General features: G+C 40.8%; 14 protein-coding genes and 1 pseudogene. 11 read left to right on the forward strand and 4 right to left on the reverse strand.

The genetic code is table 11. From position 1 onward, the window contains the following. Positions 1-276: 276 nt before the first annotated feature. The 9 genes from recN to ACGTJS_RS03490 all read left to right on the forward strand — a co-directional run bounded on the left by recN (position 277) and on the right by ACGTJS_RS03490 (position 6,662). Positions 277-1,980: a DNA repair protein RecN gene (gene recN, locus ACGTJS_RS03450; RefSeq protein ID WP_315041821.1), complete on the forward strand. Its 1,704-nt coding sequence runs from the start codon at positions 277-279 to the stop codon at positions 1,978-1,980. A gap of 37 nt (positions 1,981-2,017) precedes the next feature. Beyond that, the gene (locus ACGTJS_RS03455; protein ID WP_410472823.1) at positions 2,018-2,584 is read left to right on the forward strand and encodes a YqgE/AlgH family protein; all 567 of its coding nucleotides are present in this window, start codon (positions 2,018-2,020) and stop codon (positions 2,582-2,584) included. A 15-nt stretch (positions 2,585-2,599) separates the two neighbouring features. Continuing rightward, entirely contained in the window at positions 2,600-3,043 is a 444-nt protein-coding gene (gene ruvX / locus ACGTJS_RS03460; protein ID WP_410472824.1) for a Holliday junction resolvase RuvX, read from the forward strand. Beyond that, a complete protein-coding gene (locus tag ACGTJS_RS03465; RefSeq protein ID WP_410472825.1) occupies positions 3,040-3,489 on the forward strand; it encodes a hypothetical protein in 450 nt (149 codons plus the stop codon). Before ruvX ends, ACGTJS_RS03465 begins: the two co-directional genes overlap by 4 nt. A 26-nt stretch (positions 3,490-3,515) precedes the next feature. Next, a complete protein-coding gene (gene tusA / locus ACGTJS_RS03470; RefSeq protein ID WP_410472826.1) occupies positions 3,516-3,794 on the forward strand; it encodes a sulfurtransferase TusA in 279 nt (92 codons plus the stop codon). 163 nt (positions 3,795-3,957) lie between these two features. Continuing rightward, a complete protein-coding gene (locus ACGTJS_RS03475; RefSeq protein WP_315041811.1) occupies positions 3,958-4,533 on the forward strand; it encodes a TerD family protein in 576 nt (191 codons plus the stop codon). 129 nt (positions 4,534-4,662) lie between these two features. Then, positions 4,663-5,424, forward strand: coding sequence for a TIGR00266 family protein (locus tag ACGTJS_RS03480; RefSeq protein ID WP_410472827.1), 762 nt, complete (start codon positions 4,663-4,665; stop codon positions 5,422-5,424). A 54-nt stretch (positions 5,425-5,478) separates the two neighbouring features. After that, complete coding sequence (locus ACGTJS_RS03485; protein ID WP_410472828.1) at positions 5,479-6,081, forward strand: TerD family protein; 603 nt, start codon at positions 5,479-5,481, stop codon at positions 6,079-6,081. 221 nt (positions 6,082-6,302) lie between these two features. After that, positions 6,303-6,662: a hypothetical protein gene (locus tag ACGTJS_RS03490; RefSeq protein WP_410472829.1), complete on the forward strand. Its 360-nt coding sequence runs from the start codon at positions 6,303-6,305 to the stop codon at positions 6,660-6,662. Positions 6,663-6,728: 66 nt separating this feature from the next. Here ACGTJS_RS03490 and msrA read toward each other — a convergent pair whose 3' ends face one another. From msrA to ACGTJS_RS03510, 4 genes are all read right to left on the reverse strand, one after another. Further along, a complete protein-coding gene (gene msrA / locus ACGTJS_RS03495) occupies positions 6,729-7,250 on the reverse strand; it encodes a peptide-methionine (S)-S-oxide reductase MsrA (RefSeq protein WP_410472830.1) in 522 nt (173 codons plus the stop codon). A 137-nt stretch (positions 7,251-7,387) separates the two neighbouring features. Beyond that, positions 7,388-8,512 carry an LPS export ABC transporter permease LptG gene (gene lptG, locus ACGTJS_RS03500; protein ID WP_410472831.1) on the reverse strand — a complete coding sequence of 375 codons (1,125 nt, stop codon included), beginning with the start codon at positions 8,510-8,512 and terminating at the stop codon, positions 7,388-7,390. A gap of 1 nt (position 8,513) precedes the next feature. After that, on the reverse strand, positions 8,514-9,635 hold the full coding sequence (gene lptF / locus ACGTJS_RS03505) for an LPS export ABC transporter permease LptF (RefSeq protein ID WP_410473218.1): 1,122 nt from the start codon (positions 9,633-9,635) through the stop codon (positions 8,514-8,516). 129 nt (positions 9,636-9,764) lie between these two features. Next, positions 9,765-11,372 (reverse strand): inorganic phosphate transporter, encoded by a 1,608-nt coding sequence (locus tag ACGTJS_RS03510; RefSeq protein WP_410472832.1) that lies wholly within the window; start codon positions 11,370-11,372, stop codon positions 9,765-9,767. 149 nt (positions 11,373-11,521) lie between these two features. Here ACGTJS_RS03510 and ACGTJS_RS03515 point away from each other — a divergent pair, with 149 nt between their 5' ends. After that, positions 11,522-13,033 (forward strand): leucyl aminopeptidase, encoded by a 1,512-nt coding sequence (locus ACGTJS_RS03515; protein WP_315044178.1) that lies wholly within the window; start codon positions 11,522-11,524, stop codon positions 13,031-13,033. A gap of 330 nt (positions 13,034-13,363) precedes the next feature. Continuing rightward, positions 13,364-13,438, forward strand: a pseudogene (locus ACGTJS_RS03520) (IS1595 family transposase); the annotation flags it as partial. Positions 13,439-13,687 lie beyond the last annotated feature (249 nt).

Raw genomic sequence — 13,687 nt, forward strand, 5'->3', positions numbered from 1 at the left:
TTTTCCTGCAATCTTGATAATTAAACCAACTTTTGTTTGTTAATTTGGTTTATCATAAAATAAAAAGGTGTTTTATATTAACACAATTTACACAAAAAAAGGCAAATCAATCTGCGACTTTTTGCGATTTTTTTTGTGGATTTTTTGAATAAAGACTTGCTTTTTTTAACATTCGCTTTATTTATAGTGTATTGTGCTAAAATAATGCTAAAATAACGGCAATTTTTTGAGATTTTGACAACTTTTGACAACCTTAACTTTGGCAATGGATAATTTATGCTAACCCAATTGACATTACAAAATTTGGCATTGGTAAAAAATGCCGAAATGCAAATGCACACAGGTTTTAACGTGATTACAGGTGAAACAGGGGCGGGCAAGTCCTTGTTGTTAGACGCATTACAGCTTTGTGTTGGCGGTCGCACCGATGGCGGTCTGATTCGGCATGGACAGCCAACAGCGGACGTTTTTGCCGAATTTGACATCAGTCATTTGCCACAAGTGCAAAACTGGATTGACGAACAAAATTATCAAGTTGATGACAATATCTTGTTAATCCGCCGTCAATTAGCCAATCAAAACGGCACAATTCGCAGTAAAGCATGGCTAAACGGCTCGCCAATTAGCATGAATGAGTTAAAAATTCTCGGCAATTTTTTAGTAAATATCCACAGCCAACACGCACAGCACAGTCTTTTGCGTCCGCAATTTGTCAGCGAATGGCTAGACAGTGCCACAGGTTTAACGGCTTTGGCTAATGATGTGCGACAGGCGTTTTTGCATTATGAAAAACTCAAAACCCAAGCCGAGAATCAAGCGAAAGATGAAAAATTACGCCAACAACAAATAGAAATTTTAACCAATAAATTAGCCGATATTGAACCAATTATTCATATTAACTACAAAGAAATTGAAGCAGAATATGATGAATTGTCCAATTTAGAAAATTTGATAGAACAAGCGTCTTTATCGGTCAGCTTGTTAAACAATGACAGCGATGAGCCAGATGTTATGCGACTGTTGTCCCGAGCGATAAAATTGTGCGAAAATCAAGCCGACATTAGCCCAACCTATGCCAACTGTGTAGAACAACTGTACCAAGCCCAAAGTTTGGTTAGCGATGTGGCAAGTACGCTTGCCGACTATGCCGAAGGACAAAGCCTTGACCCAGAACGTTTGGCGATACTTAATGAACAATTGTCGTTATTTCATCGGTTAGCTCGCAAATATCAGACCACGCCAGATGAATTATTAAACGATGCGGTGCAATGGCAAGCCGAACTTGATGAATTAGAAAGCCGACTTTCGCCTGAAGCCTTAGCTGAAGAGATTGCCGTTTCTTACCAACATTTTTTGAGCCTTGCCAATGATTTGGATAGCAAACGCCAACACAATGCCAAACGTTTAAGCGATGGTTTGGTAGAGCGGTTAAAACTGCTTGCCTTGCCAAATGTACAAGCCAAATTTTGTTTTGAAAAATTGGAAAAACCGCAAAGCACAGGCGTGTCCAGTATTGAACTGTTGTTTAGTGCTAACGTGGGTATGCCTATGCAACCGATTCACAAAATCGCATCAGGCGGTGAGTTATCTCGCTTGGCATTGGTCATGCAGGTGATTGACGCTCAAGGCATTTGCCGAGAAACAGAAGAAATGCCTTTACACCAAAATACCAAACAATTATTGGTTTTTGATGAAGTAGACGTGGGAATTAGCGGTGGTACGGCTCAAGTGGTCGGCGAATTGTTGCGAGAGCTTGGCAAAGGGCAACAAATTTTGGCGATTACGCACCAAGCCCAAGTCGCTTCGCAAGCCCATCAGCATATTTTGGTATATAAAACCCAAGACGACCAAGCCCAATCACATTTAACGATTTTGGACGGTGAAGCACAAGTGAATGAATTGGCAAGAATGTCGGGCGGTATCAATATTACCGAAACCACGTTGGAACACGCTCGCAGTCTATTAGCCAATGTGCAATAATTTTTTAGATTAATTTAACAAAAATTGAAGTCAAACAATGCCAAATAACCCAAATTTTACCCATCATTTTTTATTAGCCACGCCCAACATTGACAGCGGTATTTTTGAAAAATCGCTGATTTATATCTGTCGCCACGACAAACAGGGCGTGCTAGGCTTGATTATTAACAAGCCCAATCCCTACACGCACATTAGCAAGCTATTTGAAGATTTGGACATTGCCGTAACCCAAAGCGAACTTCGCCACAAACGCCCCTTGATGAGCGGTATGTTAAATCCTGAAGTCGGCTTTGTGCTACACACAGGACAGCCGATTTGGGCTTCATCCTTTGTGGTGAGCGAAAATATCTGTATCACCACGAGCCGAGATATTTTGCACAGTATCGCCACAGGGCAAGGCATGAGCCACTTTGAGCTGTGTTTGGGTCATGCCAGTTGGCAAAAAGGACAGCTAGAAAGCGAGATTGCCAACGGCGATTGGCTACTTATCCCTGCAAGCCAAACGGTTTTGTTTCAGACCGATTATGACAAACGTTGGCAAACAGTGAGCGAGCAATTGGGCGTGAATTTTGATATTTTTAGCACCGAAATTGGGCGAGCATAAAATAGGCAAATATCAATGGAAAATTCACAAATAAAAACCATCATGGGACTGGATTTTGGCATTAGCAAAATGGGCATTTCGCTTGGCAATACGCTCACGCAAACGGCGACACCGCTTATGCAGTTTAAAATGGATAATGGCAAGCCTGATTGGCAAAAATTGTTAAACATTATCACCGAATGGCAAGTGAGCCAAATTGTGATCGGTTTACCGCTGAATATGGACGGTACGGATTCTGAGCTTGGCAATCGTGCCAAAAAATTCGCCAGACGGCTCAATCATCAGCTTGAAATGGCACATATCCCCTGCCCTGTTATCATGGCAGACGAGCGGTTAAGTAGTCGTGAAGCCAAAAATCTAGCGTGGGAATATGGCTTAATCAAAAATGAAAATGAGCCGATTGATAGTATTGCTTCGGCGATTATGCTTGGCAGTTGGCTTAGAGAAAACTTTTTATGACCGAAACTATTCAATCAGCACAAGAAAATTCACAAAATGGATTTTCCCCCATGATTATCGGCTTAATCCGCCAAGCCCAAACGTTAAACAAAATCAGCATTTATCTGATTTATCTAGCGATTGGCTTATTTTTGATTTTTGGCACGCTCAAAAGCTTGCCAAATTTTCATGATAACACATTGATTTATCAAGGATTTTATTATTTACCGTATGGTTTTATTGGGCTGACTATTCCGCTATCTTGCTATGTGGCGTTTATTTTGTATCGTTATCGGTTGAGCCAGCCGAGCATGATTTTCACCTGTCTTGGCGTGGGTTTTGGGTTATTTTTGGTGAGTAGCTATGTCGCCTTTGCGTCATGGATTGGCGTGGCGTTTATGTTTAAAGCCAATTTGACACGATTTTTTAAATTTATTCATGGCGAACCTTTGCCAACACGCAAATAAATCATTGAAAAAATTAAGAGAAAAAAATGACAAATATCCAATCAAATCATGAACTTGACACACAAGGACTTATCTGTCCGGAGCCGATTATGCTGCTACATAAAGTCATACGACAGGCAAAAGGCGGTGAAGTTATCCACGTGATTGCCAACGACCCTGCGACCACACGAGATATTCCAAACTTTTGTCGTCATCTTGGGCATACCTTGCTTGAGCAACAGGACGTGATTAATCCACAAAATCATGCTGAACCAGACCCTTATGCCAATGTTTATCATTATTGGATTCAAAAAAAATCTGGCTAAAAGATACATTTTTACAACACAATTTTGCTAAAAAATGGACGGAAAAAACTTGCCAAAAGTTTAATTTTGTTTTAATGTGGTACACAGTTTTTTTGTGAATAAAATCTGATTTTATCCACGTTTTTTTACTTTTCACACTTATTTTTAACATAAGGAATTTATCATGGCGATTAGCTTAACCAAAGGCGGAAACGTAAATCTTTCAAAAGAAGCCCCTACTTTAACCAATATGACTGTCGGTCTAGGCTGGAATCCACGTGCGACAGACGGTCAAGCGTTTGACCTTGATGCGATTGCATTTTTAGTAAAAGAAGACGGCAAAGTGCGTGCGGACAATGATTTTATCTTTTTTAACAACTTAAAATCAGTAGACGGCTCGGTAGAACACACAGGCGACAACCGCACAGGTGAAGGCGATGGCGATGATGAAACCATCAAAGTAGATTTGACAAAAGTCCCTGCCGATGTAAACAAAATCATCTTTTGTGCGGTCATCTATGACGGTCAAGCCCGTAACCAAAACTTCGGTCAAGTAAGTAATGCCTATATCCGTATCGTAAACGCACAAGGCGGTAGCGAAGTGGCTCGTTATGACTTGTCAGAAGACGGTAGCACCGAAACGGCGATGATTTTTGGTGAGTTGTACAAACACAATGGCGAATGGAAATTCCGTGCAGTCGGTCAAGGTTTTGCTGGCGGTTTAGGACCTTTGGCAAGCTCATATGGCGTTGCGGTTTAATTAAAATTGTGAATAAAATATTAATAATGTTTTAATTTTATAAAATCAATGAAATAAAAGGGTTAGGCGTTGCTTGCCCTTTTATTTTATACGATTTTTAAAATAATTTTTTAAATATATGGAAATACGATGGCAGTAACATTTAATTTATTGGGCGATAACGAACCCTTTTTACATTGTAACCTAAAGCAAGGTGATATCGTGCATTGCGAAGCCAATGCCATGGTGATGATGGAGTCCAACCTTGAACTCAAAGGCACATTACAAGGCGGTATTATGCAAGCCTTAATGAGACGTTTTGCCAATGGTGAATCGCTGTTTCAACAAAAAATTGAAGCGGTGCGTGGCGAAGGCGACTGCCTACTTGCCCCAACGCTTGATGGCGATATGCAGATTTTGGACGTGGGTAATGTGCAATACACCCTAAGCGATGGGGCATTTGTCGCTTCTAGTGGCAACGTGGAAATCAAAGCCAACATTCAGCGTAACCTTGGCGGTGCGATTTTTGGTGATACAGGCGGTTTTATGGTCATGCAAACGCATGGACACGGGCAAGTTGTCGTATCTGGCTTTGGCTGTTTATTTGAAATTGATGTTACTCCTGACAAAGATGTGTTGATTGACAACGGTCATGTGGTGTGTTGGGATAGCCGTTTGCAATATAGCTTGTCAGTTTCTACCAGTCAAAACAAAGGCTTTTTGGGCAATATCATCAATTCTGTTACCAGTGGTGAAGGCATGGTATTAAAATTTTCTGGGGCGGGTAAGGTCGTGCTTTGCTCTCGCAACCGTGATAATTATCAAGGCTGGCTACAAAGCGTGCTAGGCTCTGGCAATGCAGGCAGTACCAGTAGCGGTAGTAGTGGTGGATTATTAGGCGGTCTTTTATAATTTATTCACAATTTTTTTTACAATAAAATTTTTATCAACAACAGGAGTTTTCTCATGGCGGTAAGTTTACAAAAAGGTCAAAAAATTTCTTTGGAAAAAGAAGCAGGCGGTGTATTAAGCCGTGTCAAAATGGGCTTGGGTTGGGACGTGGCAAGTTCTGGCAAAGCAGGCGGTTTTTTGGGTGGCTTGTTTGGTGGCGGTGGTGGCAATGACAGCATTGACCTTGATGCGTCTTGCATTATGTTTGACACCAACAAACGACCGATTGATGCAATTTGGTTCGGTCAGTTACAATCCAAAGACGGCAGTATTCAGCACACAGGCGACAACCGTACAGGTGCTGGCGATGGGGATGACGAAGTGATTAACGTGGATTTATCTCGTATTCCTGCCAATGTGCAATCGCTCGTTTTTACCGTGAATAGCTTTACAGGGCAAACTTTTGAAAAAGTTGCCAATGCGTTTTGCCGTATTATCAATGCCAATAACAACAGCGAAGTTGCCCGTTACAACCTATCGGCACAAGGCAATCACACCGCTTTGATTTTGGCAAAAGTCTATCGTCATAATGGCGAATGGAAAATGCACGCTATCGGCGAAACCGCAAGCGGTCGTACGTTCCATGATTTAATGCCTGCGATTGTGCCACACGCTTAATCGCTTTATTTTGACAAAAACCATCTTAAACTTAAATTAAGGTGGTTTTTTTGTACAAAAAAACATTCAACGAGCGTTCAATTTTTGTAATAATTAAGCAATATATATTACTATTTTTCTATAAAGTTATGGGGACAAGCAACTTTTGCTATGCTATTATAATTGCAAATAAAGGTAAAAAACCTTTATGAAATCCAACTTTTTTTAAAAGGAATACTAACATGAAAAAATTTGCTCTAACTTCTCTAATCGCCATCGCTACCATGACTGGTGCGGTATCTGCTAGCGCAATGACTCCAAAAACCGTCAACTACACTTGCCAAGGTGGTAAATCATTAAACGTAAAATACAACTTTAACTCAGCATTGCCCACCAAAGCAACTGCAAAATTAAATGGTGCAACTCGTGTATTGGCGTATAATCAAGTACATTCAGACATAGCTGGCACGATTTTTGGTACAGACAAAGGCTACATGATTAGTGCGGACTATATGGACGTAAATAACTACAATCAAGTAAGCTTAGGCACAGTCACTTCACCATCTGGCAAAATCATTTATAAAGACTGTTCACCAAATTAATATTTGATTGTACAGTTTTAAATCAAAAAACCAACTCGCAAGGGTTGGTTTTTTGTGTTTTAAAAATTAGTCTTTAAAATATTCTGTAAAATATTGACGTAATTTGACTAATTTTGGCGGAATGGCAAAGTTACAATAGCCTTGCGTTGGGTTTTTGTTAAAAAAATCTTGATGATAATCTTCCGCAGGATAAAAAATGTCCGCAGGGCGGATTTGTGTTACCACGTTAATGCCTTGATTTTGCAAAGATTTTACCACATTCTCACTGATTAACTTTTGTTCATCATTATGGTAAAAAATCGCTGAGCGGTACTGACTGCCGACATCGTTGCCTTGACGGTCAAAAGTCGTTGGGTCGTGAATGGTAAAAAAGATTGCCAAAATCGTTGCCAAATCCACTTGCGTTTCATCAAAACTGACGTTAATCACTTCAATATGTCCTGTATCACCACCGCACACCGCTTCATAATTAGCGGTTGTCGCCTGTCCACCCATGTAGCCAGATACCACGTTTTGCACGCCTTTGACACGCAAAAACACCGCTTCGGTACACCAAAAACAGCCGCCACCTAATGTAATCGTTTGCATTATTTTTTTCCTTAATTTTATTGATTAATTGGTAGTTTTTAAAAAGTAAGTTTTTGTAGGGTGGGTTACGCTATCGCTAACCCACCCTACATTTAATAAAATAAAATTTCCAAAACTTATAGTTTTTACACTACCGATTAATTTTTGGTTTTGATAAGATAGATACCCAGCAACGCACTGATGATAATCGGCAACATTACCATGATAAAGGGCGAAAATCCTGTGCTTAGACTGATAAATCCGACCAAATCTTGGATATAACTAAATAAAAGTCCAATTAATAACGCCACCACAATGCGAAAGCCCAAACTTTGGCTACGCATTGAGCCAAATACAAAGGAACAGGCTATCAGCACCAGCGACAACACCGCAAGGGGCGACAGGGTTTTTCGCCAAAACGCCACTTCGTGGGGCAATGAGCGTCTGCCATCTTTTCCAAGTAGTTGGCGATGCTCAGCAAGGTTTGTCAATGACATATCGTCTGGGCGCAAGGTCAACAGATAAATAGAACTCGGCTCTATTGGCAATTGGGTAAAAAACTGGGGCAAATGTTTAAGCTCGCTTGTACCGTCTGGGCGGATTGTCATTTGTTGTACGTTTTGCAGTTGCCAGCCTTGTTGCGTGGCGTTAGCATGATTGACAAATTGTCCGCTTTGGGCGGTGATGATGTGGCGGATTTGGTTGTGATTTGTATTATCCGAGCTATTATTTTGGGCGTTGTCCAGTTGCCAAATTTTGATATTTTGCAACACGCCTTTGGTGTCGGCATAGCCGATATTGACGATTTGGCTTGCCGTTTTTTCCCAATAACCGTTTAAAGAACTTGATACAATCGGTTGTTTGTTTTTGATTTGGTGAGCCAAACTGTTGGTTTGTGGAATGATAAATTGGCTTAACAAAACCCCTGTAATCACAAACAACAACGCAGGCTCAAGTACCCACGCCACAATGCGAAAACGGCTTAAACCAGACGCTTGCATGACGGTCAATTCGCTGTTATTGGCAAGCAAGCCCAAACCAATCACCGCACCGACCAACGCCCCTATCGGCATGTATTGTTGCAAGGCTTCTGGTGCAGTCAAAGCGATATATTTAAAAGCGTCAAAATAGCTGTAAGTGTCGCTGACATCTTCAATTTCTGCTAAATAATCAAATAATAATTTTAACAACAATAAACCAACAATCGCCCCCAAAATCGCAAAAAAGGCTTGTTTGCGGACATAATGTTTTAAAATGGCATTTTTAAACAGTGGGTTTGTCATATTACACGCCCCCATTCAATGAATTTATCGGTTTTGCTTTGCGATAGCGAAAATGGTGCAGAACTTGCTGTTGCACATTGAGCCACAGACACGCCAGCATGGCAAAGCTGATAAACCACGCATACGACCAAACGCTTAATTTTTGTTTGCTAATATTGGTTTTAAGTGAAATAATGCTCACTGCACACGCCACAAAAATCAAAATCGCAGGCAACAAGCGTAACCAACGCCCTTGTCTGGGCTGTACCTGTGCCAATGGTGTAGCAAGCATACAGGCGATAATCATCAAAAACGGTAAACTTAAACGATAGCCAAGTTCGGCTTGGGCTTCAGGTTTATTTAGATTGTTCAATAATTTGACGGTCGGTTGGCTAGTGATGTTTTCTTCAGTGATTTCATCGGTTTGTGGTTTTGCCATGCTGATACGGTATTGCTCAAAACTTGTTTGGTTGTATTGTCGGCTGGCGTTGTCCACTTCGTAACGTCTGCCATTGTACAAATCCAATCTGGTAAAAGGGGCGTTGTTATTTGTCAAAACTTGTTGGGCTTTTTTGGCGGTGATAATGACATCTTGTGTTAAATTATTCGGCGATTGTTGAATAATATAGATATCGTTTAATTCTCGTTTGTCTTTGTCCACCGAACCGACATAAAAATGATAATCGCCACTGCTGATAAAAGTTTGCGGTTTTACCATGTCAAAGGCACTGCTTAAAGACTGGGTTTGCCAAATTTTTTCGGTCTGTGCCACGCCATACGGCTTTGCCCAAAGGCTCACGCCAGCTTCCACCAAAAACAACACCAAAATCAACGGCAACATCAAGCGAGTTATGCGTCCACGACTTTGCCCGCTTGAAAACAGCACGCTCATCTCATTGTCCACATACATTCGCCCAAGTACCAACATCAAGGCGACAAAAAACGACAATGGCAAAATCAATTCCAAAAAAGTTGGCATATTGTAGCCAATAATACTAAACAAAAATCCGATATTTAGTCTACCTTCTGCCGCCATGCCAAAATAACGAATCAAACGACCGCCAAGCATTAGCACCATTAAAAACATCAGCACAATCAAGGTTGTACTTATTACTTGTCGGGTCATGTATCGCCGTAAAATCACTGCCAAAGCCTTTTTCTCAAAACCAAACTGCTATATTAAAATAAAAATAGGCGGATATCAAATCCACCTATCAAAAATTTGTTTCACAATATTTTAAAATATCCAAAAAATGTGATTTTTGTGAAAATTTTAACCAAAAATGGCATTGAGTAACACATAGCCGATTGCCGCCATAATCGCCGCCGCAGGCAAGGTAATCACCCACGCCAAGCCAATCGGTTTCATCATTGCCCAGTTGGTATTTTTATTTACCATGCCAATGCCCAACACCGCACCGACCAAAATATGCGTACTAGACACGGGCAAACCTAATGATGACGCACCCATGACGACCGCAGCAGCCGCAAGCTCCGCCGAAAAACCTGATGCTGGGTGCATTTCGGCAAGTTTTGTACCAACGGTTTGAATGACTTCTTTACCAATAAACCAAAGTCCCACGATTAACGCCACACCAAAAGTTATCATCACAGGGGCAGGCACGCTGGCTTGTGAAGCAATGGCATTGTTACGAATCACGTCCAAAATCGCCACAAAAGGCCCTACCGCATTGGCAATATCGTTTGAGCCATGACTAAAGGCGAACGCTGATGCGGTAAATACTTGCATCCAGCTAAACATGATAAAGGTCGCTTTACTTAAGTCTTCTTTGTGTTTGCCACGAATGGTTTTGGTATAAACAAAAGCAGTTAGCCAAATCAACGCCCCAATCATAAAAATAATCAATGATGACTGCAAGGTGCTAAAGCCCAATTCGGCATTTTTTAAGCCTTTGAACACCACCATCGCTGTCATCACCATACCACCGACAGATGCAATGATAGGCACCCATGTTTTTAACGCTTTTAGCGTGTCTAGGCTTTCTCGCTCTTGTTCAATATCGTATAAATTTTGATAATAAGGCGTAACCAGTTCATCACGGTTGCAGTCTTTTTCTTGGAGCAATTCGTGGTCTTGTAATAGTTGGGTGGTATAGGTCAGTTTTTCATGCTCATTTAGGGCTTCAAGTTCTTCTTTATGTTGTTGTTTTAATTGTTTTTTCTTGTTTTTAACGGTTTTGATTTTTTCTTCCATGTGGTCATTATACGACAAGATATATTTTTTCACATGACCATAAATCAAATAAGAAATCACCCCACCCAACACAGGCGATAATACCCAAGAAATCGCAATTTGGACGATTTGATTCCATTGAATGGTAGAAAACGCGAACGCCATACCGCCAAAATCAATCCCCAATACGATAGAACTACCAACAATACCGCCAATAATGGCATGCGTGGTAGAAACTGGTAAGCCTTTTTTGGTGGCAAATAACAACCAAAACGCCGAAGCCATCAACGCCGACAACATCACATAAATAAATTGATTGGGCGTAATGCTCAATCCGTCCATATCCACAATGCCTTTACGAATAGTATCCGTAACCGAAGCCCCTGCCAGCACCGCACCTGACACCTCAAACACCGCCGCCACCGCTAAGGCTTGGGTAACGGTGAGCGTACCTGCCCCAACCGATGTCCCAAACGAGTTGGCAACGTCATTACCACCAATGTTAAACGCCATAAACACGCCAAAAAACGTGGCAACCAAAAATAACAAAATCTGCTGTTGCAAGGTATAATCATACCCCCACCAAACAAAATAAATCCCCACAAATAACATCAATAAACCAAAAAATAAATTGCCCACCATTGGCGTGGTTTGTTTGTTTGGATTGGTCTGAGCGTTCGTATTCATAAAATGATGGTTCTCAAAGAAATGTTAAATTAAAACCGCTAAAATGATAATAACCTTACATTTATTTTAACACATTTACACAAAGGGTATAAATAATATGCTAAACTTAATTGCAATTTTATTTATCATCAAAAAAAGGAAAGTATATTATGGCAAAACTCAATTTAAGTTTGCAATTAGCAAAAAAAGCCCAAAAAAAATCAGCCAAAAATAGCTGTAGCGTGTACCTAATTCATGATAACAAACAATTATTACAAAATCATGACAACAAAAACACTTTAACCGCACCACTACAAAACCTTATCAAAGCCAGTAATTTTGGCGGTAAAATCTGTGAAACCGCTATCAGCTTTGGCACAGATGAATCCCCTAGCCTGCTGATTGTCGGTGTTGGAAAAGCTGACAAATTAAACGGCACAGCCTTACAAAAAATCGCTAAAACCATCTACACCACGTTAAGCAAAAACCACAAATCAGCGACCATTTATTTGGATAACAGCCTTGACAGCGTGCAGTTTGGACAATTGGCATTAGCATTGTTAAACGCAAGCTATACTTTTGACAAATACAAAAGCAAAAAAGACGACAAAATTTTGTTAAATCAAATCACTTTGCAAGTATTAACCGATGAAAAAACAGGCTCGTTAGAAGCGTTTGAACAAAGTTTAGCCTTGCAAAATGCGATTTTTATCGGTCAATCTTTAACCAAAGACGTGGCGAATGAACCACCAAATGTGTGTTTTCCTGCGTACATGGCAAAACAAGCCAAAGATTTGGCAAAACAATATCCAGACCTTTTGACGGTCAAAGTATTGGGTGAAAAAGACATGGAAAAACTCGGCATGAACTGCTTTTTGGCAGTCAGTCGTGGCTCGGCAAAAGAAGGTCAGTTGGTGTTATTAGAATATAATGGTTTGACAAAAGGCAAGAACAAAGCCAAAAAATTAGAAAATCCGATTGTCTTTGTTGGCAAAGGTGTCACCTTTGACACAGGCGGTATCTCGCTAAAACCTGGCGAAGGCATGGGCGAAATGAAATTTGACATGGGCGGTGCAGCGGCAACGCTTGGTGCAATGAAAGCCTTGTGCGAAGCTCGCCTGCCGTTGCAAGTGGTCGGTGCGTTAGCGTGTGCCGAAAATATGCCATCAGGCGATGCCACTCGCCCCGGCGACATCGTCACCGCCATGAACGGCACAACGGTAGAAATCCTAAACACCGATGCCGAAGGTCGCCTTGTGCTGTGTGATACGCTAACTTATGTTCAGCAATACAAACCAAAAGTCATCATTGACATGGCGACTTTGACAGGGGCGTGTATTATTGCGTTGGGTCATGTGCGTACAGGCTTGTACAGTAATGATGAAGACGTGATTTTTGACCTTGAACAAGCGAGCGAAGACGCTCACGACCGTGTTTGGCATATGCCACTTGATGAAGATTATCAAGAACAGCTTAATTCACATTTTGCTGATGTACAAAATATCGGCGGTCGCCCCGCAGGGTCGGTTACGGCAAGTTGCTTTTTATCACGTTTTGTCAAAGATGTGCCTTGGGCTCACCTCGATATTGCGGGAACGGCTTGGATTTCTGGTAGCAAAGCGGAAGCGACAGGTCGCCCTGTGCCATTGTTGTTAAATTATTTAAATCGTCAAGTGTGGTGAGTGTGAAAGTTTTTAGGTATTGTTAATTAGCCATACATATCAAGAAAATCGTTCGTGTGTGAGACATATCATTTCGCAAGATGTAGCGAAGTGTTGAGACATGAACGGTTTTAATGATACAACAGCAAATTTTGCAGGTAAAAACAGGCGAAAACGTATAATTTTCTAATAATGGTGAAGTATTTGCCAATGTTTTGTCTGTGGAAGATGATGAAGTTTTTGGGATTTTAAAAGGTAAAGGCGTGGATGGTGTGGCGTTTCAAAATGCCTTGCGTGATGAATAAAATAAATGGGGCTGTACTAGATTAGCTATCATGTTATACTAAAAATATGAAGCTAACACATTGTAAATTAAGTAAAAAAGTACAGAAAAAACTACTTGAATTTTTTGTACTAGAAGTAACTGTTTGAGCAGCAGCTGACTTTGGTCTTTTAAAACGTAATGGCAAGGTTTAGGTTTAATTATGGGACACCATCTAATCAACTTAAAATATTGAGAAAATGGTGTGAAATTTAATCCTAATCTAGTTCAGCTCCTTATTAAATGTAGCTTAACCAACCAACTAATTTTCTAAGCCACGCATGTGGTGGGGAACCCTTTTTGTTTTGAGTATAGGTAATGCGGTAATTTCTAAGCCACGCATGTGGTGGGGA

It is taken from the genome of Faucicola mancuniensis (assembly GCF_046523945.1).
GTDB lineage: Bacteria > Pseudomonadota > Gammaproteobacteria > Pseudomonadales > Moraxellaceae > Faucicola > Faucicola mancuniensis.